Source organism: Motiliproteus coralliicola, assembly GCF_003345655.1.
GTDB classification, from domain to species: Bacteria; Pseudomonadota; Gammaproteobacteria; order Pseudomonadales; family Balneatricaceae; genus Motiliproteus; species Motiliproteus coralliicola.
Genome location: NZ_QQOH01000001.1, coordinates 912,039 through 936,839, shown reverse-complemented (window position 1 = coordinate 936,839; position 24,801 = coordinate 912,039). Strand labels below are relative to the sequence as shown.

Here is a 24,801-nt window from a genome sequence, read left to right as displayed (position 1 = left end):
TGCCTTCGAAAGGATGCCCGATTCAGTGGCTATTGTTTTCAACTATGCTTATATTTAGTTGTCGAGAGCATGTGTTACAAATAAGTAGGTAAATGTCAGCCAAGCCAGGAAGTGCTTGGTTTTCTTGTAGTATGTTTGGTGAGGACTATGAATGAGCAGCAGCTGACAGATCACTTCACTCAGTATTTTTCGTTAAAACTAGCTGATACTGAAGAGTTGCGTCAACAAGCGTATAGGGTGCGTTATGATGTTTACTGCGAGGAGTTGGCTTTTGAAGACAAGAGTCAATATCCTGAGAAAATGGAATTTGATGAGTTCGATGCCTATTCTGATCATTTGTTGCTGGTTCACAAATCCAGCGGATTAAATGTAGGTACGGTTCGTTTGGTGCAGCCGTCTGTATCCTCAGCAGTTGAGCAACTACCGCTAGAGAAATTTGCCGGCCATGCATTTGATCGCGATATTTTTGACCTAAAGGCGTTACGCGACAAAAAAAGGTGTGAAGTATCTAGACTTGCTGTATCCAAACATTTTCGTCGGCGATCTGGAGAGCAATCGGTTCCTTTTACGACAGAAGGTGTTGATGTCTTGTTTACGGATGCTGAGTTGCGCAATTTCCCTTATATCACGGTTAGTCTGTATTTGGGGGTTGCGGCTATCTTTGAGCTAAAAAAGCATGAGTATTCGATGGTTATGATGGAGCCTCGCCTTGCTCGTCGGGTTTCTCGGTTGGGTATCATGTGGAGAGCAGCAGGTGAGGCGATTGAATACCATGGTTTGAGAGCGCCTTTTTACATTACACGGGATATATTGCTTAATAATATGAAACCTGGGGTTAGGGGGCTATACGAGGAGCTTAAGGGGCAGCTTAAACCTCAGTTAGGTTTGGATTAATATAGGTTGTGTTTTATATATTATATGACTGCTAGATATCAAAAGTAAAAATCATTTGTTTTATTTTAGTAATCTATTAAGAAATTAAAAATTACTGGTTTTCTATATTGATATCTTTTTATGTTTTGGTTAGTGATAGGGTGCATCTTTAAAACTAGATATCTTGCTGTTTTATTTTTCGACAGCTGGAAGTGATTGGTGGTGATATTAATTTTAAGTAGCAGATATGTCTATTAGATAAGGATTTGGTATGGAATACTCAAGTAACGTTGAAAAAAAAATACCGAAGGAATTCGAAGTGACTGGTTTTATAACTGAATTGGTCGGGCTTTCTAGCTATTTAGAGCAACAAGATAGTTTGGAGGCTAGTCTTCGCGAGCTAACAGGAATGGTGTCTCACCTATTAAGAGTCAGTAATTGTTCCATAATGCTTCTAAATGGAGAAGAAGATAAGGCTTCACCTAGGTTGCGTGTTTTGGCTCATCATGGTTGTTTACCTGAAGAGGCTTACGACGAGCCGGTAGATATGGATCGAAGTATCTCGGGTAAAGTTGTTGGTTCTGGTGAAGCATTAGTTGTTTCTGAGATTTTTGATTCGCCTTTTGCTGTTGCGGCTCGCAGGCCTTCTGAATCGGGTGATGGTGGGTTCATTTCCTGTCCTTTGTTGATTAAAGATAAAGTCGTAGGGGTTTTAAACGTTAGTACTCCTATGGATGGGAGAACCTTAGGGCATGACGATCTAGAGGCTGTGACTATTGTTGCCTTATTGGTTAGTAAATCAATACAGGTGCTGCAGCTTAATAGTTTGTTGCAGTCAAATTTCATTCAGTTGGCTTTATCCCGAGAAATTCAAATGAACCCTAGCCATACGGTTATGCAAATTGCTAATAATGGTGACAAAATGGCAAAGGTTCTTGCTAAGAGTTTTTTTATTGAAATGAGAAATGCTGGATTCTCGTCTGATCATATTGTCAAATCGGCAACTGAAATTATATCGCTATTAAGTTCTGATATCTCTGAGAGTGGAAGTAGTGCTTCTAAATAGTTGGTGTTTTATAAAAAAGCTCAATTTATGGTCTTGTTTTTAAAAGGTTACTAATTAATAGATCTAGAAGGAGATAAGTCAGAACGTGCAGTTGTATGACTGAGGAACTTGGGATGTTTCGATATTACTTCGAAAGAAAATTTCGACTAGTATTTTTTTTGGCTCTGTCCATGATGGGGCTGAATCAGTTGAGTTGGTCTTCCGGATTACCCAATACCCTCTCGAAGATAAAACCTTCGATTTTGGGGGTTGGCACCTATCAGCCTACCAGGCGTCCCCCTTCTCGTTTTTTGGGGACTGGCTTTGTGGTGGGGGATGGTAGTTATGTCGTCACCAATGCCCATGTGGTGAATGTTGAGCTTGATAGTAACAATAGAGAGCGCTTGGCAGTCTTTGCCGGAAGTGGAAAGGCAACGCGTATGTATCAGGCCTCAATTTCCATAATAGACCGCAACCATGACCTTGCTATATTAAAAATCAGTCGTAAGTTTCCTGCATTAACTCTTTCGTCAGGTGCTGAAGTCAGGGAAGGCGAGGTATACGCTTTTACAGGCTTTCCTATCGGATCCGTGCTAGGGCTCTATCCCGTAACCCATAGGGGGATGATTGCTAGTATTACTCCTATGGCTATTCCTTCCCCTTCCTCTGCAGGGCTAAATGCCCGTAAGATTCGTCGTTTAAGGGAACCTATTACCACCTATCAATTGGATGCGATTTCCTATCCGGGTAATAGTGGAAGCCCTTTGTACAATATGGAAACGGGAGAAGTTATTGGTATTCTAAATCAAGTTTATGTCAAATCTACCAAGGAAGATATATTGAGCTCTCCTAGTGGAATAAGTTATGCGATACCTATTGAGTATCTAAATATCTTGTTGAAACGCTTGCTTAAAAAAGATAGTAATTAGTGATTATAATTATTTGATTTTTATTATATAAAAAGGCATATCATCTCGGTTTTTTAAAAGGTGGTTAGTTAGGTGGTGTTTTTTGGTTTTCATATCTCAGCTGTGGTTTTTTTAACAGTATTTATTCTGTGTCTGGCTATCTGGAGGGAGCGTTTACTTGGTATTTGGATTCAGCTAGCTTTATTCACAACAGTTCTTTGGGCAGGTTATTTGGGTTTTGCTTCATCTGTAGCCGGCCCTGATACAGCCGATATTGTTTTCCTCGAGATTCTTCGTAATACCGCTTGGCTATTATTCCTATTAAAGTTAGTCGACTTTTGTCGGGGCGGTCAGGACTTTTGGTCATTAAAAACCCCTTGGGTATTACTGTTTTTTTCTTTGGCAATGATGCTTTTCAACCTAGGAGAGGTTGTTGGGTTCCATTATATATCTAATCTGAATGTTTCAGTAAGATATTTTGGGCCTTTAGTATTAATTATCGCATTGTTAGTAGTTGCTGAGCAGTGGTTTCGTAATATCCCTTCAGGTCAGCGATGGCCAGTTAAATTTCTCCTGGTCAGCATATATATGATGTTTGGCTATGACTTCTTGCTTTATTCGGAAGCACTTCTATTTAATCGTATTGATCCTGAGTTTTGGCAGGCGCGTGGCTATGTAGCTGCCATGGCAGCGCCTATGATCGCTATTTCTGTTTCAAGAACTAGAGATTGGAATCGTGAATTAAGAGTTTCACGCCAGGCGGTATTTTTTTCCGCAACCTTTTTGCTATCTGGCCTTTATTTGTTAGTGATGAGTTTGGTCGGCTATTACTTAAAATGGTTTGGCGGTGGAATGGGAAACGCCGTCCAGATTATATTTTTGGTAGCTGCGTTGACACTGTTTGTATTGTTGGTCAGTTCAGGACGATTTCGTTCGCTGGTGACAGTTTGGCTCAATAAACACTTTCTCAGTTACAAGTACGATTATCGGGATGAGTGGATGCAGGCCAATGCCCGTTTTGCTTCGCTGCCGATGGATGTCCGTTACTATCAGGAACTCCTACTCGGGATTACCGAACCACTCGATAGTAATGGTGGGGTGCTCTGGATCAGTGAGGGTGAGCATTTTCGGGCAGAGTTTAGCTCCAATATCGACTGTAACGAAGTGTTGAGTCCTTTGACCGACCAGCAGTTGCTTGAATTTGTCGAGAAGACCGGCTGGGTCGTCAACTTGAACGAGTACTGCGATCAGCCGGACCTTTACAATCGCATCGAGATTCGCCAGGAATTGCTGGAGAAGGACTTCTGGTTGCTGGTACCGTTGCTTCATCAGGGGCGCTTAGTCGGTATTGCTGGGCTGGCCCAACCCCGTGCCGAGCATCCGGTCAACTGGGAGGATTTTGATCTGCTGAAAGCTTTGGCTAGCCAGCTGGCTGCGATGATCGAGCTAAAGCGGACCAGTGAGTCATTATCTGAGGCGCGCCAGTTTGAGGCCTTTAATCAGCTGTCGGCTTTTATTGTCCATGATCTGAAAAATATCGTGGCGCAGCTGGCATTGGTCGAAAAAAATGCCCAGAAGCACCGTCACAACCCTGAATTTATCGACGATGCCATGGATACTCTGGGCAACGCGGTTGGCAGGATGAACCGCTTGCTGAGTCAGTTGCGCAAACAGACCCAGGTGCTGGTTAATAACGATGTGGTTGATCTGCATCGGGTGGCGGAAACCGTGGTTCAGCGGCAAGCTGCCAATCTGCCTTTTCCTACTATCACCGAGTATCAAAGCGGTGTTAGGGTTAGGGTCGAATCGGAGCGTTTTACTGACGTGCTCTGTCATCTGGTTCAGAATGCTCAGGATGCGACTCAGGATTCGGGAGAGGTTTCAATATCCATAGAAAAACAAGGCTCTATGGCTGTGTTAAAGGTGCGTGACAACGGTTGCGGGATGGATCGTGAGTTTGTCCGCGATCGTTTGTTTAAGCCTTTCGATACTACCAAAGGTAGTGCCGGCATGGGTATCGGTGTGTACGAGGCCAAACAGTTTATCAACGCGAATGACGGCCGTTTAGAAGTTGATAGTGAGCCACAGCAGGGGACCAGTATGAGTATTCTGCTGCCGCTCTTTCAAGAACAGGATCAGCGAGAGTTAAGTGAGTCAGAGCAAGGAGCGTAAAGTCCTACTGGTTGTAGAGGATGATCTTGGATTGCAAAAACAGCTGAAATGGTGTTTCGACCAATATCAGTTGGTTTTTGCTGAGGATGAAAACTCGGCGATCAGTGCATTGCGCCGTTATGAGCCTGAGGTGGTAACCCTGGATCTCGGTTTGCCACCGGATCCGGCTAACGCCACGATCGGCTTAGGCATTTTAGAGCAGATTTTGGCGCTCGCGCCGCAGACCAAAGTGATTGTTGTCACGGGCAACGATGATCAATCCAATGCCGTTAAAGCTGTTGGTATGGGAGCTTACGACTTCTACCAAAAACCGATGGATCCGGATGTGCTTGGCCTGATTGTTGATCGTGCCTTTAAGCTCGCTCATCTGGAAAGTGAAAATCGACGCCTGGCAGCCTCGGCTACGCCGCTGGATGGTCTGATCGCCGCTTCAGATGAGATGCGTGAAGTCTGCAAGATGGTAGAGCGGGTGGCACCGGCAGACATCAGTGCCATGGTGCTTGGGGAAAGTGGTACCGGTAAGGAGGTTGTCGCTCGGGCGATTCATGGTCTCAGCGATCGTAACGAAGGCCGTTTTGTCGCCATCAACTGTGCTTCCATCCCTGAAAACCTGCTAGAGAGTGAGCTGTTTGGCTACGAAAAGGGGGCTTTCACCGGCGCAGCCAAGCAAACCCCAGGAAAGATTGAAACCGCCAATGGCGGAACCCTGTTCCTCGATGAGATCGGTGATATGCCGCTGCAGCTTCAGGCCAAATTGCTGCGTTTTCTTCAGGAGAAAACGGTCGAGCGGATCGGTGGCAGAGAGGAGATTCCTGTTGATGTTCGGATTCTAAGCGCCACCCATCAAAATCTTGAGCAGATGATTGTGGAAGGTAGCTTTCGCGAGGACCTGTTTTACCGTCTGAGCGAGATCACCATCAATATCCCACCCTTAAGGGAGCGTCCCGGCGATGCGGTCGTTATCGCACGGGTGCTGCTGGATCGCTTTGCGTCGGCTCAGGGGCGTCAGTTGCGAGGCTTTACCGATAAGGCCTGTCAGGCAATCGCGGCCTTCCGCTGGCCTGGAAACATCCGTGAGTTGGAGAACCGGGTTAAACGGGCGGTGATTATGGCCGATGGCCAGCAGGTTACCGAGGTGGATCTGGGGCTGACGGCTCCGGAGACTGCCGAAGAGCTGCCGTTTAATCTGAAACAGGCGCGTGAAGAGGCAGAGCGGCGAGTAGTGTTGCGGGCGTTGGTCCATGCCGACAACAACATTTCACGAGCATCCGAAATGCTCGGGGTGACCCGTCCCACGCTTTACTCGCTATTGAGCAAGCATCAGATCCAGGTTTCATCCGAAAACACCGCTGACTCGACAGAGGGTTAGCCGGGCCTGCCGACGGGGCCTGATTCAGACCCCGTCAACCGCTTCCAGAGTTTTATCCCGATTGCGAATTGGATTTAGTACGCCTTTACGGAACAGGTGCGGTAGTAGGGTGCTCAGAGGCATCTTCAGCCAGTGCGAGCGTATCAATAGTAGTGTGCAGGCGATGTTGTTGAAACGAGGACTGCTGGAGCTGTGATGCGGGGGCAGGGCGCGCAGGAATAGCCAGTCCATCGCCCGGAGCGCTAGGCGGTTAGGGCTGTGATTTTCCATTCTGCTGCTGATCGACTCCGGTATCGGTGAATCAAGGTAGTGGCGACAATACCGTAGCGCATAGAACAGCAGCCGCCCTAAGCCCATCTGCTCGGTTCTCTCCACCAGCTTGCGCCAAAACGACTCTCCCTGGCGGCCAAATTCGCGAATCATCAGGTCCAGGTCAGACAGATCTCTGAAAGCACTGTCAAACTCACCCGAGCAGAACAGGTGTGTGGCGGAGTGTATCAGTCGGTCTTCAGGGTTAAGGGTTAGCTGGCCATCGGTCAGTGACTCTTTCAGCAAGCGGCTGTCGAGGCGAATTCTGCCGATCAGCGGCAGCAGGTTGTGGTGCACGTCCAGCGCTGTGCCACGAGTTTGGTGAATCAGTGCCGGAATTTCATGCATCCACTCGCGGTAGTAGTGCTCATCGTATTCGTCCAGCGCCTCCGGCTGCCAACCTTGCCACTTGAGGAACTGTTCACCGGTTGCCAGCAGAGATTTTGGGATGAAGATATCGACATCGCTGAAATAGCGCCCGCTGGCGGCATTATCGGCGTTGATGATATAGGCGGCACCTTTCAAAAATACTGGGGTGATACCTGCAGGTTTTAGCGCTTTGCAGATGGCTTTGATCTCTATTCTGACATCATCGGCGTGGGCTCGGGCCTTTTGCTTTGCCGAGCTTAGATGGATCGAAGCAGGTTCGGGAATGGTAGCGGACGTGTGGTCCAGCACGTTAGCGATGCGGGCCAGTAGACCACTGCAGTAGCCTTGTTGGATCAGCAGATCCCACTGCTCAGCATCCAGTTCTACGGCAGTGTTGGGGTCGATCAATACTCGCTGGAGCACAAACAGAGTGTTCATGGCATCAGGGCCTCAATCTGTTGGCTGGCTGTATCAAGATCGCCGTCATAAGTGAGCTCATAACACTCGCAACGTCGGACAAATTGATTAAGGGCTTCGAAGGCCTTTAGCCCAAGCACGCCATAGTTAAACGTCTGCTCGGCCAACCGAATCATGGCGGAGCCTTTTGGCAAAGGCAGTAGTTGGCAGTCCTGGGTGTTGGGGTCGAATTTGGGAAAAATCAACCGGCTGGGTTTTGCGGGTCGATCGAGCAGGTCAAAGCAGTGCTGGGGTGCCTTGAGGTAACTGATGGTGCCTTTATGGGTGTCTTCGATCGGGTGGGTGAAATCTAGCTGCGGATGCCGTTTTTTAATCACGTCGATCGAGCCGTTTTTCAAGGCGATCGGGCGGGGGTTGGAATGAATATCCTTCGTGTCGGGGGCGTATAGCGTTAGCTCATCCGAAAGCAGTCGCCAGCCAGGGCGGAAACAGAGTGCGGCGCAAAGGGTGCTCTTCCCGGAGCCCGGGCTGCCTGGCAGGACCAAGGCGGCATCTTCGCGGGCCAAGACCGCGCCGTGAATGATGACAAAGTGGTTCAGGTGGTTGGTGATGCACCAGTTCAAGCCCCACTCCATTAACGGGAAAGCGTGCTCGTAGGCTAGCGGGGTGAAAAAACAGCGCTCGGCAAAGGTGAAGCGAGCCTCTTTGCGAAACAGTGAGCCCAGGCTGCGATGGCCCTTGATCTGGATATGAAAGTCGCTGAAAGGGTAAGGGGGCTGTTGAAAGTCTGGATACAGTAGGCGCGCCTGTTCCCTAAGGTGGGGGATATTTGACTCCAGGCTGATTCGAAAGCGCCCGGCCTGAAAGTAATCAATATGACTTGGCAAGGGGGTCCCTTCGGAAGTTAGCTATCCATTTTGGTGGCGCAATAAGCCGAAGTTTAGCAGTCTTTCCAGTGCCTGGGACAGAGTTTCGAGCTGTGCAGATTCTAGCGATTCCGCAAGTTGCTCCAAAGAAAGGGGGCCTTGTTTCGTCAGCGTGTGAAAGATCTTGGTATCAAGGCCTTCCAGAAGCAGGGTGGTTTTGGGTTTGGTCAAGTAGATGCAGGTCTGTTGATCAAACACAACGGCGCAATAATCGCTAAGCGGGATTGGAGCCCAGGTGCTGGGCTCCTCTGAGTGCAGCATTTAGTGGTAGGTCTCTTTGAGCAAGGCTTCGAGCTCTGCATCGGTTAACGGGGTTTGTGGAATGAGCTCGCCACTGCTGGTCACCGCTTGCCCAGTGTTCCATAGCTGAATAATTTGGAGCGGGGTGAAATAAGGGATGCCAGACGCTGCGGCAAAGCTGGCATTAAGAAACGCGTTGCAGATCTCCCGGCTCAGGACTTTCCCGTTGGTTAGAACTTCTAGCAAAATGGGGTCTGAATTGTCCGGCGTGTAGGTCGCGCCACCCAAGAAGTAGTTGGCTAGCTCCTGGTAAGTGCTGTCCTTAATCCCTTCGCTCCAATAGGTAAGGCTTTTCTTAAGCTTCGGGGGTCTGCCACCCGCTAATGCTTGGCTGAAGGGAGTAAAGGGGGTTATCGGGGCGATTACGTTCCAATCTGGATCTCCAGCGAGCACGGTCTTCCAGCCGCCGTGACTGTAGGTATTGCAAGGGGTCGTTTCGTAGTTGGGGTGATGCGAGATATGGGTGCCCGCCTGTATCGATCCAAAACCCGACAGCGTGCAGATTTGTCCAAAAGCAGGGCGGTGGCCCAGTGCCATGATGACCGGCGCGGCGGCAATTCCTTTGACCAGTTTCCGTTTGGATGACTTTTCGAGGTCTACTGCCTGATCAGATTTGTCCGTTGATCTTTTGTCCATCGTAACGATCCAGAGAATAAGTGCTATTTGTTGTCATGCAAATAGCGGGCCTAATGATGGTTGTTTCTAACTGTTTGTTTTTGTTGCCAATAAAACTCTGCTGTTTTGTCTGTGTAAAAAAAACAGACATCGATTATTGCGATTAATCTATTAGGGATTGTTCCTTTTATCCCACTTTGGCAGAGCGCATGGTTTGATTCTAGCATCGCTCGGCAGGGTTGTGTCTTTGTTACTTCAGTCGTAGCGCCTTGGCACTCTGGACAACTGTGTTACATTAGCTGCCGATTGCGATCACCATAAGGAGTTGAAAGTGTTAGAGCTGGTGAAATCTGGCGGTTGGTTAATGTTGCCGATCCTGCTGTGCTCGATCGGAGCCTTGGCTATCGTTGCTGAGCGTTTCTGGAGTCTGCGATCGGTGCGGGTTGCGCCTAAGCACCTGGTTGCCGATGTCTGGAAACTGGTGCAAAAAAACCAGCTGAATAAAGATCGTCTGGCTCAGATCCGAGCGGGTTCAGCGCTGGGGCAGATTCTGGTGAGCGGCCTGAACAACTCCAAGCATGGCCGCGAAGTAATGAAAGAGAGCATCGAAGAGACCGCCGCCAAAGTGGTGCATGAGCTGGAGCGCTTTCTGAATCCGCTCGGAACCATTGCGGCGGTAACCCCGCTACTTGGATTGCTCGGCACCGTCGTCGGAATGATCAAGGTCTTCAGTGAGATCATGATCCAGGGAACCGGTAATGCCAATGTCCTTGCTGGAGGGATCTCCGAGGCGCTGATAACCACGGCTGCCGGTCTGACGGTGGCGATACCTGCGCTGGTTATGCATCGCTATTTTGTGCGCCGGGTCGATTTTCTGGTGGTTGAGATGGAGCAGGAGGCGGTAAAGCTGGTGGAGGTGATCCACGGCGATCGCGAAGTCGATTTTGAACGGGCTCAGGGATGAAGTTTAAACGTCAGTTGACCGAAGAGGTCAATGTCAACCTGACGCCGTTGATCGACGTGGTTTTTCTGCTGTTGATCTTCTTTATGGTGTCGACCACGTTCACCAAGGAAACTCATCTTAAAATCGATCTGCCCCAGGCCAGTGCCGAGCCGGTTGATGCCGAGCTGTTGGTGATCGATATCGCGATCACCGCCGATGGTCAGTTCAGTGTCAACGAACAGCCGCTGGTCAATACGCAGCTGGATACATTGAAGCGGGCGATTACCCAGGCGGCCAGAAACAAGAAGGAGCTGCCGGTGATGATCAGTGCCGATGCCCAGGCTCCGCATCAGGCGGTGGTCACTGCGATGGATGCCGCCGGGCAGCTTGGTTTTGTTGAACTGAGCATCACTACGCGCAACCCTTCGCGTGAGTCAGAGAGCCGCTGACTTGTCCTCCTGGTTGGATCGGCATTGGTATGGCTCAGCGGGGGTGTTGAAACTGCTGTCTCCGCTGGAGGGAGTTTTTTCTGCGCTGGCGCAGCGCCGCCGACAGGCTTATCAGCAGCAGCGTAAACCAAGCTATCGTGCGTCCGTACCGGTGGTCGTCGTTGGTAACATCAGTATCGGTGGAACCGGCAAAACCCCCTTTACCCTTTGGCTGCTTGAGCAGCTTAAACAGCGTGGGCTCCGCCCAGGGGTCGTCAGCCGTGGCTATGGCGGTAAGGCACCCGAATATCCGTTCGCCGTCACAGCTCAAAGTCGTCCTGAGCAGGTCGGTGACGAGCCGTTGATGCTGGCCAGTCACTCAGGCTGCCCGCTGGTGGTGGACCCCGATCGCGGTCGTGCGGTTCGTCACCTGTTGCAGCACCATGACTGTGACCTGATCGTCAGCGATGACGGCTTGCAACATTATGCGCTGCAGCGGGATATCGAGATTGTGCTGATCGATGGTCAGCGCGGATTCGGCAACGGCCATTGCCTACCGGTTGGGCCGCTGCGAGAACCGCCAAGTCGTTTGGAACAGGTGGGCTTTATTGTTATCAACGGTCAGCCGGACTCAAATCCTCAGCTTCAGTCTCAGCTTTCAGCGCTGGCAGTCGAAGAGACTGCGGTGATGGCGCTACGGCCCGGCGGTTGGCGTCGACTCGATGGCGAGGCTGTCGAGCTGGCACCGCAATCGGTCCATGCGGTTGCCGGTATCGGTAACCCGCAGCGGTTCTACGATACACTTGGAAAACTGGGCTTCGAGGTCAATGCGCACTCGTTTGTCGATCATCACCGCTACCAGGAGGAGGAGCTGCAGTTTGAGCCGGAACTGCCCTTGGTGATGACCGAGAAGGACGCGGTTAAATGTCGCGCATTTAGTCCCGACAATCGGTATTATTTGCCGGTAACAGCAACGCTGCCCGTGGGCTTTCAGGATGCGTTGCTGACCAAGATTAATCAGCTGGTGGCGGCTTCTGCCGAGGAGCGGCCACAAGATGCTAGGAATAAAGATGGATAAAAAACTGCTCGACATCCTGATCTGTCCGGTTGCCAAGGCGCCGGTTGAATGGAACAAAGACACCAATGAGCTGTTCTGTTATGCCAGTGGGCTGGCTTACCCGATCCGGGACGGCATTCCGGTAATGCTGGAAAACGAAGCTCGCGAGTTGTCACCGGAAGAGCGCGAGCAGCGCTAATGGCTTTTTCTGTCATTATTCCGGCCCGTTATGCCTCAACCCGGCTGCCGGGAAAGCCGCTGCTGAATATCGCCGGCAAGCCGATGATCCAGCATGTGTACGAACGGGCCCGCGAGAGTGAGGCGCGAGCGGTCATTATAGCCACAGACGATCAGCGTATTGCCGATGTGGCTGAAAGTTTCGGAGCTGATGTCAGTATGACCTCTGCCGAGCATCTCTCGGGGACGGATCGCTTGCAGGAGGTGGTCAGGCAAAAGGCGTTCTACGCCGATGATATTGTGGTTAATGTGCAGGGTGATGAGCCGCTGATTCCGCCGCGGGTGATCAATCAGGTAGCCCATAATTTGGCAGCAGAGCCCGAGGCCAGTATCGCCACGCTCTGTGAACCTATCGATGATCTGCAGACGCTGACCAACCCAAACTCCGTCAAAGTCGTGGCCGACAGGCGCGGTTTCGCGCTCTATTTCAGTCGCGCTCCGATACCCTGGCCGCGGGATGCTTTCGCCTCCGGGGCCGAGCAGATGCCGACCGGTAACTACCAGCGTCATATCGGTATCTATGCTTACCGGGTCAAGCTGTTGAATGATTTTGTGCAGTGGCCTGCGTGCGAGCTGGAGCAGACAGAGTGTCTGGAACAGCTGCGGGCAATGTGGAACGGGGCTCGAATTCATGTGGCACCGGCCGATGTTGCTTTGCCTGCCGGGGTGGATACTGAGGCAGATCTGGCCCGGGTGCGGCAGATTCTGTCCGCCGCGGAGTAGGCTCGTTGAAGCCTGAAACCTATCTGAACTAGCTTTAATACGGATCGATCATGCAGTCGCGTTACTCAGTTCTGTTTGTCTGTCTGGGCAATATCTGTCGTTCACCGACCGCCCATGGCGTGTTTCAACACCTGGTGTCGCAGCAGGGGCTGTCCGGTATTGTCGAGGTGGATTCAGCCGGAACGGCGGCCTTTCATGTGGGCGCCAAACCGGATCATCGCTCGATCAAGGTGGCTTCCGAACGTGGCTATGATTTGAAGCGATTGCGCGCCCGTAAGGTACAGAGTGAAGATTTTCATCGTTATGACTACATTCTGGCGATGGACAACGAAAATCTTCGCAACCTTCAGGAAATAATGCCGGATAACCCCAAAGCCAGGCTTCAGCTGTTCCTTGAGCATTCTGAACAGCAGCGATTCAGTGAAGTGCCTGACCCCTATTACGGCGGTGCACGAGGGTTCGATCTGGTGCTTGATCTGATCGAGGATGCGTCCGGCGGATTGTTGCGCGAGATCCACCAGCGATTGCAGCAGGATTAAGCCTGTGTCGCACAATGCTATCACTAGCGCTAAAGATCTTTCAGCGCTGACCACCCTAAGGTTGCCGGCTTTTGCCTCTCGTTTTGCACAGGCGGACAGTCGTGAGCAATTGCTAGAACTTCTACACTCCACCAGCGCGGATCAGCCGCTGTTGCTGTTGGGTGGCGGCAGTAATCTGATCCTGAGCAAAGATTTCGACGGCCTCTGTGTTCGTATCTGCAGTCGCGGTATTGAGTGTCAATCTCTCACCGGTGACTCCGTGCTGGTGCGCGCACAGGCGGGAGAGAACTGGCATGACTTTGTCGAATTCTGTATCGATAACGGCTGGTACGGGTTGGAAAACCTGGCATTGATTCCCGGTACCGTTGGCGCAGCACCCATACAGAATATCGGCGCCTATGGGGTCGAGGTTAAAGACTGTATTCGAAGTGTTGAGGTCTGGGATCGGCAGCAAAGGACGCTTTGTGAACTTGATGTTGCGGCCTGTGGCTTCGGTTATCGCGATAGCCTGTTCAAGAGTGTCGAACCGGATCGCTATGTCATCCTGTCGGTCAGCTTTGAGCTGCAAACCCGCTTCCAGCCGCAACTAGGCTATGCGGGCTTGTCGGAGCGGTTAGGAAAGAATCCGGAGGCGCGAGATGTGTTCGACGCGGTGGTGGCGCTAAGGCGTCAGAAACTGCCGGATCCGGAAGCGCTGGCCAATGCAGGCAGTTTCTTTAAAAACCCGGTGATCAGCTTGGCTGAGTTGGCGCGTTTGAAACAGCGTTATCCGGCCGTAGTTAGTTTTCCAGATCTCCATGGCGCCAAACTGGCTGCCGCCTGGTTGATCGATCAGGCGGGTTGGAAGGGTTGTCGGCGTGCCCATGTCGGCGTGCACAGCCAGCAGGCGTTGGTATTGGTCCACTTCGGGGGCGGCGGCGCTGCGGAGTTGTTGCAGTTGGCGGATGATATTCGACAGGACGTGAGCGAGCGCTACGGGGTGGCGCTGGAGATAGAGCCTCGAATTATCTGAGTAGCTGGTCGGTGCGCCAGGTTAGACCGAAGCAAAAACGAAAAAGGCCGAGATTGATTTCAATCTCGGCCTTTTTTATCGGCTATTGCCGGTAGGAGGGATCGACCAGGCTTAAGCCTGGTCTTTCGCGGTGGTGGCGGTTTCCGCCTCCGAATCCGGCTTTTCCTCGGTTTCGGTGCCACTCTGGGAGTCAGCAGCTACGTTGCTAGCCTCTGTGGCTTCAGCCGCCTCAACAGCGCGTTCAACCAGGCTCTTGTCGGTCTTCGGCTCGGAAGCGACCTCCGGCTCGGCCTGCGCTGTCGGTTCGGATTCCGGCTGTTGAGCCGGGGTGCTAACGGCTGCTGCAACTTCAGCGGCAGCTTCGACAGCTGGTTCTGCTGCGCTGTCGGCTGGCTCGCTCTGCTCGACCGTTACGGCTTCAGTCTCGGCGCGGGCGCGCGCTTCGGCTTCTGCCTTTTGACGACGGCGCTTTTCGCGCGGGTCGTTGGCGACGCGGCCGCGACGACGTGCCTTGGGTTTGTCCTCGGCCTCGGCCTCTGTCTGCTGCACTTGGGCGGCCGGGGCTTCTTCAGCTGTTTGCGGCGCGGACTCTGCGGCCGGTTTGGCCTCAGGCGCTGCTTCGCTGCTGGCGGTCTCAGTGTCCGAGCTTTCCGCCTCGGGAGCTTCCGCAGGCGCAGTTACCTGCTCGGCCTCCGGTGCGGCGGTTTTGGCAGACTCGGTCTCGGCGTTAGCCTCAGTGACTTGCGCTGGTTGCTCCGCTTTGCTGTTCACCGGTGATTCGGTGTCGGCGGTTGTCACTTCGGTGTCAGCCTTGGCTTTGCTGCGTGAGCGGCGAGAACGGCGTGGGCGCTCTCGTTTGGTCTCGTCTTTAGCGCTATCATCGGTTGAAGCCTGTTCGGTAGCAGGTTGCTCCTGTTCCGATTCGGCGTCATCGACGAGTTGCTTGGCAGCTTCGGCCGCTGCGGCGGCTTCGGCATCGGCCTTTGCCTGCTGTTCGGCTTCCAGTTTTTCCAGCAGATCCTCACGCTTGCTGCGCTCACCGCTGCGACGGCCGGCGCGCTCGCTACGGCGCTTGGAGTTGCGGTCACGACGACGCGGAGCGTCTTCGTTGCCGGTCTGCTCATCGCTGGCCTGATGCTCTACGCTGGAATCGACTTGCGGCTTCTGCTCGTCACGCTTGCGTCCGCGGCGCTTCTCGCTACCGCTCTCCTCGGGCTTGCGGCCACGGCGTTGCTCGCCTGTGCTCTCCTCGGACTTGCGGTTGCGACGACGACGGGACGGCTTGGCTTCTTCGCTGTCGCCTTTTTCGCCCTTGTCACTCTTGCCGCCTTCGGCCTGTTCATCTTTACGATTCTGCTCGTCGGAGCGGTCTTTGTTGCGGCCGCGACGGCGACGGTTGTCGTTGCGACGACGGCGACGGTTCTGGCCTTCGCGCGATTCACTGCTGTTGTCGGCCTGACGTGCTTTGGGCTTCTCTTCGGTCTTGGGTTCTTCAGAAGAGGCGCCGAACAGGGCGGAGATGGCAGAGAACAGGCGCTTGCTCAGGCCGCCGCTGGCTTCGGGCTCGGGTTTATCGGCTACCGCGTTGGGGGCGGAAGCGATCGGCGCCGGCTTGGCCGGGGTGATGCCTTTGACCGCCGCTTCTGGCCGGCGAATCGGTGCAGCGGTGGTCAGGGTTTCCTCTTCTTGAACCTCGTCGATCGCCATGTCGTAGCTGACATCGGAGGTAGTGTTGTCGTCACGGATCCGGGTGACTTCGTACTGCGGGGTGTCCATGCTGGGATTCGGGATCACGAAGATATCGACCGCATGGCGCTTTTCGATCGCGCGAAGATTGTTGCGCTTCTCGTTCAGCAGGTAGGTGGCGACGTTGACCGGTACGTTGGCCTGGATCTGGGCAGTGCGGTCCTTGGAGGCTTCTTCCTCCATCAGACGCATGATCGACAGTGCCAGCGAGCCAATATCGCGGATGGTGCCCTGGCCGTTACAGCGCGGGCAGACGATACCGCTGGTCTCGCCCAGGGACGGGCGCAGGCGTTGACGGCTCATTTCGAGCAGGCCGAAGCGGGAGATGCGGCCAACCTGGACACGGGCGCGATCGACCTTGAGGGCGTCCTTCATCCGGTTCTCGACCTCGCGCTGGTTGCGCACCGGGGTCATATCGATAAAGTCAATCACGATCAGGCCGCCGATATCGCGCAGACGCAGCTGGCGGGCGATCTCATCGGCCGCTTCCAGGTTGGTTTGCAGCGCGGTCTCTTCTATATCGCCGCCCTTGGTAGCGCGGGCAGAGTTGATGTCGATGGAGACCAGGGCTTCGGTCGGATCGATTACGATGGAGCCGCCGGAAGGCAGGCGGACTTCGCGCTGGAACGCGCTCTCGATCTGAGTTTCGATCTGAAAGCGGTTAAACATCGGCGTCTCTTCGCTATAGAGCTTGATCTTGCTCTCGTAGCTGGGCATGACGTGCTTGATGAACTCCAGGGCCTCCTGATGGATAGAGGGGTTGTCGATCAGCACTTCGCCGATATCCGAGCGCAGGTAGTCGCGGATGGCGCGGATGATGACGTTGCTCTCCTGATAAATCAGGAAGGGGGCTTTCTTCTGGGTGGAGGCTTCGGTGATCGAGCTCCATAGCTGGTTCAGATAGTCCAGGTCCCATTGCAGCTCTTCAGCGGAGCGACCGATACCGGCGGTGCGAACAATAACGCCCATGGAGTCGGGGACGTTGACCTGATTCAGCGCTTCGCGCAGCTGGTTGCGCTCCTCACCCTCGATGCGACGGGAGATACCACCGGCCCGTGGGTTGTTGGGCATCAGCACCAGATAGCGACCGGCCAGTGAGATAAAGGTGGTCAGGGCGGCGCCCTTGTTACCGCGCTCTTCCTTGTCGACCTGGACAATCACTTCCTGGCCTTCGGTGATCACATCCTTGATGCTGACACGGCCTTTGGTGTTGCTGTCTTTGAAGTATTCGCGAGAGATCTCTTTAAGCGGCAGGAAACCGTGGCGGTCTGCGCCGAAGTCGACGAAGGCCGCTTCGAGGCTGGGCTCGACTCGAGTGATACGGCCAACATAGATGTTGGCTTTTTTCTGCTCGCGGGCGCCGGATTCGATATCCAGATCGTACAGGCGTTGGCCATCGACCAGCGCTACACGCAACTCCTCAGGCTGAGTTGCGTTGATTAGCATTCTTTTCATGGGTGCTTATTCAACTCTTTAGTGAGTAATCGCACCGCCTTGAATCAACAGGTTTTTTTTACTGTATTCGAATCGATATGTTTATGTGTGCAGTCAGTTTCACAGGCGCACAGAAGTGCTGTGTCAATGCCTCTGGGCATCGTAGCCTGGCGCGAGATGTCGCGCTCGTTTCTGTCTGTGGTAAACCTCTCGGTGCAGGAAACAGTAACCAATCTCGGATGGGTCTTAAGCGCGGCTTTCGAAGCGGCTGACCGTTATTGATATGCGCAGATCATGATGGATGGCGCATAGATCCATGGGTTACTGACATCTCCACCTAACACAAGGCATAAATCAATCCAAATCGCGAAGCGTTGAGTTCAGGGCGCGCGACTTGTTTTCAGTAGCAGCCTGACGATTCGAGCGCTGCTACCCCTGGTGTCTGTCAATAAAATGGCCGTTGTCTCGGCCGTTGCGGATGCCTGGATTTTCATCTGCCGATTGGGCAGGAATCAGTTACAATGCGATCCGCAAATTGCTCGGAGGCACTAGCTTCTCTGAGCGACGCGACAATATAGCAGCTATTCCTTTCCCCAGCAATTGAAGGCCCTTCCTAAGACTATGACTACAGAGGCGAAACAGCCCTCGACCGGTGTTCAGTGGGTAGATATTGACGAACATCAGGCCGGACAGCGGATCGATAACTTTTTGATGACCCGTCTGAAAGGCGCACCTAAGACGCTGATCTATCGCATTCTGCGCAAGGGGGAAGTGCGCGTTAATAAAGGACGGGTGAAGGCGCCATATCGTTTGCAGGCTGGTGACAAAGTCAGGATACCTCCGTTGCGGTTGCCCGAGGAGAAGGCGCCGCCCAAGGTCAGCGAGGGACTGTCGAGCCGGCTTGAAGACGCCATCTTGTTTGAGAACGATCAGTTGCTGGTGGTTAATAAACCATCGGGGTTGGCGGTCCATGGTGGTAGCGGGATCAATCTGGGATTGATCGAGGCGCTGCGTGTGATGCGTCCGCAGGCCAAATTTCTGGAATTGGTGCATCGGCTTGATCGCGATACCTCCGGTGCGGTGATGGTGGCCAAAAAGAGGAGTGCGCTCAAGGCGCTGCACGAAGACCTGCGCCAGAATCGGGTTGATAAAATCTACCATGCATTGGTGGTTGGGCGCTGGTCTAAGCGCCGGGTTAAGGTTGAAGCACCGCTGAAGAAGAATGAGTTGAAGTCCGGAGAGCGCGTGGTGAGGGTCGATGCTGACGGTAAGGCTTCCTTAACCCAGTTTCGGGTGCTGCAGCAGTTTGAGCATTGTTCGCTGGTAGAGGCCAAACCGATTACCGGTCGTACCCACCAGATCCGGGTGCATACCCAGTATGCTGGCCATCCGATTATCGGTGATCCCAAGTATGGCGATGAACAGGCCAATCGGGAGATGCGCGAACAGGGGGTGAAGCGATTGTTCCTGCACGCTGCTGAGTTGCGGGTCCGGCTGCCGGGGACGGGTGAGCGGATTATCGTCAAGGCGCCGCTCGAAGCGCCATTGCAGCAGGCTTTGGCCCGATTACGTTAAGCTGCGTTTCATCCCTCTTTATTCCTTTTTGTTCTTAGGGCTTGCCTCTTAAACGGTATGGATTATTCTTAGAGCAATAGCTTTTAATTCCATCAGTTTCTAAAAGGGGCTTTCAGCATGAAATTGCAGCAGTTGCGTTATATCTGTGAAGTGGCCAAGCATGATCTGAATGTGTCGGCCACAGCGCAGAGCCTCTATACCTCCCAGCCCGGCATCAGCAAACAGATTCGGCTGCTTGAGGACGAGCTGGGGGTTGAGGTCTTTGCCCGTAGCGGTAAGCACCTGACAAGGGTCACGGAGGCGGGGCAGTCAATTCTGGATATCGCCGGCGATATTCTGCGTAAAGCCGAAACGATCAAGCAGATCGCTCAAGAATACAGTGACGAGCGTAAGGGCAGTCTGGCGGTCGCGACTACCCATACCCAGGCACGATACGCGCTGCCGGAAGTAATCGCTGGTTTTATCGATAAGTACCCGGAAGTGTCGCTGCATATGCATCAGGGCACCCCGATGCAGATCGCAGAGATGGCAGCCGATGGCACCGTCGACTTTGCGATTGCCACCGAGGCGATGTCGCATTTCAGCAATCTGGTGATGATGCCCTGTTTCCGCTGGAACCGCTCGGTGGTCGTTCCCAAGGACCATCCGTTGGCGCAGGTGTCCAAGTTAACCCTGGAAGAGCTGGCCAAGCACCCGATAGTGACTTATGTGTTTGGCTTTACCGGTCGCTCCAAGCTCGATGATGCCTTCAATCGCCAGGGGCTGGATCCGAAGGTGGTGTTTACCGCGGTCGACTCTGACGTGATCAAGACCTATGTGCGCCTGAATCTGGGCGTGGGTATTATCGCAACCATGGCGTTCGAACCGGAGCTGGATCGCGATCTGGTGGCGATCGATGCCAGCCATCTGTTTGAGGCCAGCTCCACCAAGATCGGTTTCCGTCGCGGTACCTTCCTGCGTGGCTATATGTACGACTTTATCCAAGGCTTTGCCCCGCACCTGACCCGGGAGCTGATCGATCAGGCGGCCGAGTGCAGTAATCGGGCGGAGCGGGATAAGTTGTTCGAAGGGATCGAGCTGCCCGATCACTAAGCAGTGCTGAGGATGGGTAAGCATCTGGGTTGATTGTCCATCACGTTTTCCTCGCCTCATTCGCTGATCAGTACCGCGCCTCGCGCTTGTGGTGGAAAGTTGTCCTGTGCCGGGATCTCATGGTTTGCGATTTGCTGGCCCATCCGTGCATCGGAGGTGGCATTGCCTGCGGCATCAAAGCAGGTTAGAGTCCGGCCCGGTTAGCCGTCGTCAGGGCGGTTCAAGTCATCATCCATTAAGCGAGGAGAGCGACGTGGAAATCGCATGTTTAGACCTGGAAGGGGTGTTGGTCCCGGAGATCTGGATCGAGTTCGCCAACGAGACCGGTATTGAAGAGCTCAAGGCGACGACCCGCGATATTCCCGACTATGACGAGCTGATGCAGCAGCGTCTGCGTATCCTCGATCAGCACGGCCTGACCTTGCCGCAGATCCAGGCCACGATCGCCAAGCTGAAGCCGCTCGATGGCGCGGTGGAGTTCGTCGACTGGCTGCGCGAACGTTTCCAGGTGGTGATTCTGTCCGATACCTTCTACGAATTCTCCCAGCCGCTGATGCGCCAGCTGGGCTTCCCGACGCTGTTCTGCCACCGTCTGATCGCGGATGAAAGCGGTCGCATCGTCGATTACAAACTGCGCCAGGCGAACCCTAAGCGTCAGTCGGTGTTGGCCTTCCAGGGGCTCTACTACCGGGTGATTGCCGCTGGTGATTCCTACAATGACACCACCATGCTGGCCCAGGCCGATGCTGGGATCCTGTTCCATGCGCCGCAGAATGTGATCGATGAGTTCCCGCAGTTCCCGGCGGTGCACAACTACGAAGACTTGAAAAAAGCCTTTATTGCCGCCAGTAATCGTGATCTGACGCTTTAATCGTCACCGTGGTCAGCAAAGCCATTGCCGTTCTCGGCCATTGTTGTTCTTGGTAGTGGCTTTATTTTGCGCGAAAGCGGCAAATTCGAACTCTGTGCGACTTTTGTAATCCAATAGATTCACCCCTAACCATGAGGAAAGACATGTTTAAGACACTAACCGCCTTTTGTTGCGTCCTGATGCTTGGCCTAACGCTGGCACCGGATGCCGCTGAAGCCAAACGCCTTGGTGGCGGTGGCAGCTTCGGCAAGTCCTTCTTTACCCCGAAAAAAACCACGCCGAAGTCGGATCCGGCCCCGACAGCTGCACCGAAGCAGTCCGGTACCACTACCTCGGCAACTAAGCCTAAGTCGGGCATGGGCGGTATGCTCGGTGGTCTGCTGGCTGGTGGTCTGCTAGCCGCGCTGTTCTTTGGCGGCGCCTTTGACGGTATTCAGATCATGGATGTGCTGATCATCGCCGTGATCGCCTTCGTGCTTTTCAAGTTGTTTGCTCGTAAATCGGCTCAGCCGAGCTATGCTGGCCATCCACGGGTGGATACGGAACCGGCGCCCCATGCAGAGCCGCAGGCTCGTACTAATGCCCAGGGGTTCCAATCCGGCTTTAACTGGGGTGGTCAGGGCGCTGAAGCTGAAACCGTCGAGCTGCCGAGTTGGTTTAACGAGCGGGCTTTCCTGGATGGAGCTAAAGGGCACTTTGGTCAATTGCAGCAAGCCTGGAGCCAGAACGACCTGCCGACCATCGAAAGCTACTGCTCTTCTGAGTTGTACCGGGCGTTGGAAGCTGAGCGCGCCAAACTTGGCGATGTGGTGCTCGATAATGACCTGGTATCGGTGCTGGCCGAACTGATCGGTTACCGTGAGAAGGACCAGCAGGCTCAGATCAGCGTGCTGTTCAGTGGTTGGATGCGCGAAGGTGCTGGTGCTCAGACTACCGAGTTCCGAGAGGTCTGGCATCTGACCCGTGATCTGTCCGAAGACGGGGCCGACTGGTTTATCGTCGGTATCGAGCAGGCCTAGGCTGCTCGAAAGCGAAATAAAAAAACGCCGCATAGCGGCGTTTTTTTTGCGTCGATTTTTGGGCTGGGCCTAGGCGGTCGGTAGATAGCGCTCTTGTAGCCCCTTGAGCAGGTTGTTGACCTTGTCGAAAGTCTCTTGGTATTCGGCCTCGCAATCGGAATCGGCGACGATGCCGCCGCCGGCCCAGCAATGCAGCTTTCCGCTATCGGTTTGGGTTGAGTCCCGGTCGGCCACCAGGGTTCGAATGCAGATGCTGCTGTCCGCCTGGCCATTGAGGCCGATATAGCCGATGGAGCCGCAGTAGGCTGAGCGGCGATGGGGCTCGAGTTCTTCGATGATCTCCATCGATCTGATCTTTGGGGCGCCGGTGATTGAGCCGCCGGGGAAGCTGCCGCGAAACAGTTCGATCACGTCGATGGGCTGTTCCAGTTCAGCCGTAATCGCCGTGACCAGATGATGGACATTGGCGTAGCTTTCGATCTTGAACAGCTCCGGTACCCGGACTGAGCCGGTTTTGCAGCTGCGTCCCAGGTCGTTGCGTAGCAGATCGACGATCATCAAGTTTTCGGCCCGATCCTTGGGGCTGTCTATCAGCTGCTGCTTGTATTGGCGATCGATCAGCGGGTCGTGGTGCCTTGGGCGCGTCCCCTTGATGGGGCGTGTCTCGACCTGTCCGTCGTTAACCTGCAGGAAACGCTCCGGTGACAGGCTCAAGATGGCCCCTTCGGGGAACTCCAGATAGGCGGAAAACGGGGTGCCGGTGGTCTGGCGTAAGGTTTGATAGGCCTGCCAGCAATCCCCTTGATAGGTGCTGCTGAAGCGCTGTGCCAGGTTGACCTGATAGCAATCGCCGCTGTGGATGTAGTGCTGTATCTGTTCGAAGCGCTGGCGATAGTCCTTGGCGCTCAGATTGGAATCAAAAGCCTGGCTGAGCCGGAAGGGCGATAGGGCTTTCTTCAGTTGCTTAGTCAGGCTTTTCGAAAGCTGGGTGAGTTCGTCCGTTGTGAGCTGGTGGCTAACTAGTTGGCAGCTTTGCTGTTGGTGATCGACCACAATGGCCCAGGGGTAGAGGCCGATCTGCAGGTCCGGCAGCTGGATGTCGGCGCAGGCTTGAGTCGGGATCTGCTCGACGTAGCGGCCCAGGTCGTAGCCGAAAAACCCCAGGGCTCCACCGCAAAACGGTAGCTCACCGGTGGCTTCGCCATCAAAACCCTGTTCAAGCAGAAGTTGCTGTAGCGCATCGAACGGGTTGCCTGCTGTCGAGCGTTGCTGCAGCTCGCCCTTCGGGCTGACTTGCATCAGCTGGGTATTGCCGTCGGCAGCCTGTAACAGATGGGTGGGCTGGGCGCAGAGAATATCGTAACGACCAAAACTCCCGCCGTAACCGCCGCTGTCGAGCAGGGCGGGATAGGGCAGGTGGCGAATCCGCTCAAACAGCTCGGTACTGTCAGGGCAGTAAGGCAGGGCCAATTGGGCGATTGAAGACAATACAGCGCTTCCGCAAGTTATGGTGATCCGATGACCGAGTCTGGTTGATAACCAGCGGCGGCGCGAATATAGGGCGCTTAGCCGACCCGGGATAAAGAGCGGCGATTGTACGCCCCGTGGGCGCCAAGCTCCAGTGGGATCTATCGTCCGCTTGCTCTACAATCGCGTTCGATTGTCAGTGAGTATTGCAATGAAACCCCATTTTTCCTGTACCGTCGACTACCTCGAACTTTCCAGTCAGCATCTCGGCTATCGATTGTATCGCAATCGCTATAAAGAGCAGGGGCGGCGACTGTTGTTGCTGCATGGGGCTGGAGTGGCTGGCGAAGAGACCTGGGAGCCGGTAGTGGCTCACCTGCACAGCTGGTCCGAAGTGCTGGTGCCGGATCTTCGTGGCATGGGCCAAACCCGTGATCCCAATGACGCCGAGGCGCCCTTTACCATCGAGCAGGTCTGCGGCGATCTGATCCAGTTGCTGGACCAGGTGGAATGGTGGGCGTTTGATCTGGGGGGGTATTCGTTCGGGGGATTGGTCAGCTTGCTACTTAAGCAACAGATGCCCCATCGGGTGCACAAGCAATACCTAGTCGAATCGGCCTTGGTTGACCGAAGCGACCCGCAAGACGCGTTGCAGCGCCGTCGGCTCTACAGTGAAGTCGCCTCGGAGTTGAGGTGTAGTGAGGATCCTGCGGCCAGTATCATGGCGTTTCTTAATCTGGTTTCGCCGCGGCGCATCGCCAGCCCGCGGGGTGACGCCATCAGTCTGGAGCGACTGGGTCGTCGGCCGCGGGGGTTTGCTAATGCACTGGATGCGGTGACCGAGTTCGGCCAACGAAGCGATCGCGCCGAGCTGTTAAGGTCTCAGGGTGATATCAGCAGTTTCGTCGGTGGGCGAACGGCCGAACCGATGCATCAGTACAATCAGCAGCTCGAGCACCAGTTTGAGCGTTGGCATTACCATTCCGTCAGAGGCTGTGACCACAGCCTTCCTTATCAGAAGCCCCGCCAGCTTGCTGCGTTGTTCGAGCAGGAGCTGGAGCGCTACCAGTCCGACCACTAAACCGGGTTGCTCTGATGCGGGTTGATCAGAGGATCGATCCGCCATTTGGTTCTTTGTTCTACTTATTGCTGCCGTCTGTGTTGGCAGCGAAGCCATCCTTCCTTTCAGCGGTTCTGTTTCTATAGCCGCAATCTTTAGGCCTAGCGTTCGCCGATCTATCGGATTGGACTGTTTTCGCATCTGCGGGATTACCCCTAGACTTTTGTCTTGTGTCGACAGTTTTGTCGACAATCTTGGTTGACGTTGCGATTATCGCGGCGTATCTTCGTTAACA

At 53.9% G+C, this 24,801-nt stretch carries 22 protein-coding genes; 17 read left to right on the top strand and 5 right to left on the bottom strand.

Features of this window, described 5'->3' with window-relative positions; all coding sequences use genetic code 11:
- Window positions 1–147: 147 nt before the first annotated feature.
- The 5 genes from DV711_RS04190 to prsR all read left to right on the top strand — a co-directional run bounded on the left by DV711_RS04190 (window position 148) and on the right by prsR (window position 6,367).
- Complete coding sequence (locus DV711_RS04190) at window positions 148–894, top strand: PEP-CTERM/exosortase system-associated acyltransferase (RefSeq protein WP_114694379.1); 747 nt, start codon at window positions 148–150, stop codon at window positions 892–894.
- Window positions 895–1,144: 250 nt separating this feature from the next.
- Window positions 1,145–1,939, top strand: coding sequence for a GAF domain-containing protein (locus tag DV711_RS04185; protein ID WP_114694378.1), 795 nt, complete (start codon window positions 1,145–1,147; stop codon window positions 1,937–1,939).
- Between the two features lie 95 nt (window positions 1,940–2,034).
- Window positions 2,035–2,847 carry a S1 family peptidase gene (locus DV711_RS04180; protein WP_243633724.1) on the top strand — a complete coding sequence of 271 codons (813 nt, stop codon included), beginning with the start codon at window positions 2,035–2,037 and terminating at the stop codon, window positions 2,845–2,847.
- Window positions 2,848–2,919: 72 nt separating this feature from the next.
- Window positions 2,920–4,998, top strand: a complete 2,079-nt coding sequence (gene prsK, locus DV711_RS04175) for an XrtA/PEP-CTERM system histidine kinase PrsK (RefSeq protein ID WP_114694377.1) — start codon at window positions 2,920–2,922, stop codon at window positions 4,996–4,998.
- Window positions 4,976–6,367 (top strand): PEP-CTERM-box response regulator transcription factor, encoded by a 1,392-nt coding sequence (gene prsR, locus DV711_RS04170; protein ID WP_114694376.1) that lies wholly within the window; start codon window positions 4,976–4,978, stop codon window positions 6,365–6,367. The genes prsK and prsR overlap by 23 nt, the downstream gene beginning before the upstream one ends.
- A 24-nt stretch (window positions 6,368–6,391) precedes the next feature.
- On the opposite strand, the gene DV711_RS04165 is transcribed toward prsR, so the two are convergent.
- From DV711_RS04165 to DV711_RS04150, 3 genes are all read right to left on the bottom strand, one after another.
- On the bottom strand, window positions 6,392–7,483 hold the full coding sequence (locus DV711_RS04165; RefSeq protein ID WP_114694375.1) for a nucleotidyltransferase domain-containing protein: 1,092 nt from the start codon (window positions 7,481–7,483) through the stop codon (window positions 6,392–6,394).
- Window positions 7,480–8,349: an HprK-related kinase A gene (locus DV711_RS04160; protein WP_114694374.1), complete on the bottom strand. Its 870-nt coding sequence runs from the start codon at window positions 8,347–8,349 to the stop codon at window positions 7,480–7,482. The genes DV711_RS04165 and DV711_RS04160 overlap by 4 nt, the downstream gene beginning before the upstream one ends.
- A gap of 300 nt (window positions 8,350–8,649) precedes the next feature.
- Window positions 8,650–9,324 (bottom strand): hypothetical protein, encoded by a 675-nt coding sequence (locus DV711_RS04150; RefSeq protein ID WP_114694372.1) that lies wholly within the window; start codon window positions 9,322–9,324, stop codon window positions 8,650–8,652.
- A 310-nt stretch (window positions 9,325–9,634) separates the two neighbouring features.
- On the opposite strand from DV711_RS04150, the gene DV711_RS04145 reads away from it, so the two are divergent.
- From DV711_RS04145 to murB, 7 genes are read left to right on the top strand one after another with little or no spacing between them, the layout of a single operon-like run.
- Complete coding sequence (locus tag DV711_RS04145; RefSeq protein ID WP_114694371.1) at window positions 9,635–10,267, top strand: MotA/TolQ/ExbB proton channel family protein; 633 nt, start codon at window positions 9,635–9,637, stop codon at window positions 10,265–10,267.
- Window positions 10,264–10,695: an ExbD/TolR family protein gene (locus tag DV711_RS04140; RefSeq protein ID WP_114694370.1), complete on the top strand. Its 432-nt coding sequence runs from the start codon at window positions 10,264–10,266 to the stop codon at window positions 10,693–10,695. Before DV711_RS04145 ends, DV711_RS04140 begins: the two co-directional genes overlap by 4 nt.
- 1 nt (window position 10,696) lies before the next feature.
- On the top strand, window positions 10,697–11,752 hold the full coding sequence (gene lpxK, locus DV711_RS04135) for a tetraacyldisaccharide 4'-kinase (RefSeq protein WP_114694369.1): 1,056 nt from the start codon (window positions 10,697–10,699) through the stop codon (window positions 11,750–11,752).
- Window positions 11,745–11,930 carry a Trm112 family protein gene (locus DV711_RS04130; protein WP_114694368.1) on the top strand — a complete coding sequence of 62 codons (186 nt, stop codon included), beginning with the start codon at window positions 11,745–11,747 and terminating at the stop codon, window positions 11,928–11,930. Before lpxK ends, DV711_RS04130 begins: the two co-directional genes overlap by 8 nt.
- Window positions 11,930–12,691, top strand: coding sequence for a 3-deoxy-manno-octulosonate cytidylyltransferase (kdsB, locus tag DV711_RS04125; protein ID WP_114694367.1), 762 nt, complete (start codon window positions 11,930–11,932; stop codon window positions 12,689–12,691). Before DV711_RS04130 ends, kdsB begins: the two co-directional genes overlap by 1 nt.
- Window positions 12,692–12,741: 50 nt before the next feature.
- Entirely contained in the window at window positions 12,742–13,230 is a 489-nt protein-coding gene (locus DV711_RS04120) for a low molecular weight protein-tyrosine-phosphatase (RefSeq protein WP_114694366.1), read from the top strand.
- Between the two features lie 4 nt (window positions 13,231–13,234).
- Window positions 13,235–14,242 (top strand): UDP-N-acetylmuramate dehydrogenase, encoded by a 1,008-nt coding sequence (murB, locus tag DV711_RS04115; RefSeq protein ID WP_243633723.1) that lies wholly within the window; start codon window positions 13,235–13,237, stop codon window positions 14,240–14,242.
- A 111-nt stretch (window positions 14,243–14,353) separates the two neighbouring features.
- Here the strand turns inward: murB and rne are convergent, their stop codons facing one another.
- Window positions 14,354–17,443 carry a ribonuclease E gene (gene rne / locus DV711_RS04110; RefSeq protein ID WP_114694364.1) on the bottom strand — a complete coding sequence of 1,030 codons (3,090 nt, stop codon included), beginning with the start codon at window positions 17,441–17,443 and terminating at the stop codon, window positions 14,354–14,356.
- Between the two features lie 600 nt (window positions 17,444–18,043).
- On the opposite strand from rne, the gene rluC reads away from it, so the two are divergent.
- The 4 genes from rluC (at window position 18,044) to DV711_RS04090 (ending at window position 21,979) form a co-directional block, all read left to right on the top strand.
- Window positions 18,044–18,997: a 23S rRNA pseudouridine(955/2504/2580) synthase RluC gene (gene rluC / locus DV711_RS04105; RefSeq protein WP_114694363.1), complete on the top strand. Its 954-nt coding sequence runs from the start codon at window positions 18,044–18,046 to the stop codon at window positions 18,995–18,997.
- A 117-nt stretch (window positions 18,998–19,114) separates the two neighbouring features.
- Window positions 19,115–20,089 (top strand): HTH-type transcriptional regulator CysB, encoded by a 975-nt coding sequence (cysB, locus tag DV711_RS04100; protein WP_114694362.1) that lies wholly within the window; start codon window positions 19,115–19,117, stop codon window positions 20,087–20,089.
- A 253-nt stretch (window positions 20,090–20,342) separates the two neighbouring features.
- Window positions 20,343–20,960, top strand: coding sequence for a bifunctional phosphoserine phosphatase/homoserine phosphotransferase ThrH (gene thrH / locus DV711_RS04095; protein ID WP_114694361.1), 618 nt, complete (start codon window positions 20,343–20,345; stop codon window positions 20,958–20,960).
- Window positions 20,961–21,103: 143 nt separating this feature from the next.
- Window positions 21,104–21,979, top strand: coding sequence for a Tim44 domain-containing protein (locus tag DV711_RS04090; RefSeq protein ID WP_114694360.1), 876 nt, complete (start codon window positions 21,104–21,106; stop codon window positions 21,977–21,979).
- 69 nt (window positions 21,980–22,048) lie between these two features.
- Here the strand turns inward: DV711_RS04090 and pabB are convergent, their stop codons facing one another.
- Window positions 22,049–23,467 (bottom strand): aminodeoxychorismate synthase component I, encoded by a 1,419-nt coding sequence (gene pabB, locus DV711_RS04085; protein WP_207802526.1) that lies wholly within the window; start codon window positions 23,465–23,467, stop codon window positions 22,049–22,051.
- Window positions 23,468–23,657: 190 nt separating this feature from the next.
- Here pabB and DV711_RS04080 point away from each other — a divergent pair, with 190 nt between their 5' ends.
- Window positions 23,658–24,527, top strand: a complete 870-nt coding sequence (locus tag DV711_RS04080; RefSeq protein WP_114694359.1) for an alpha/beta fold hydrolase — start codon at window positions 23,658–23,660, stop codon at window positions 24,525–24,527.
- Window positions 24,528–24,801: the final 274 nt, after the last annotated feature.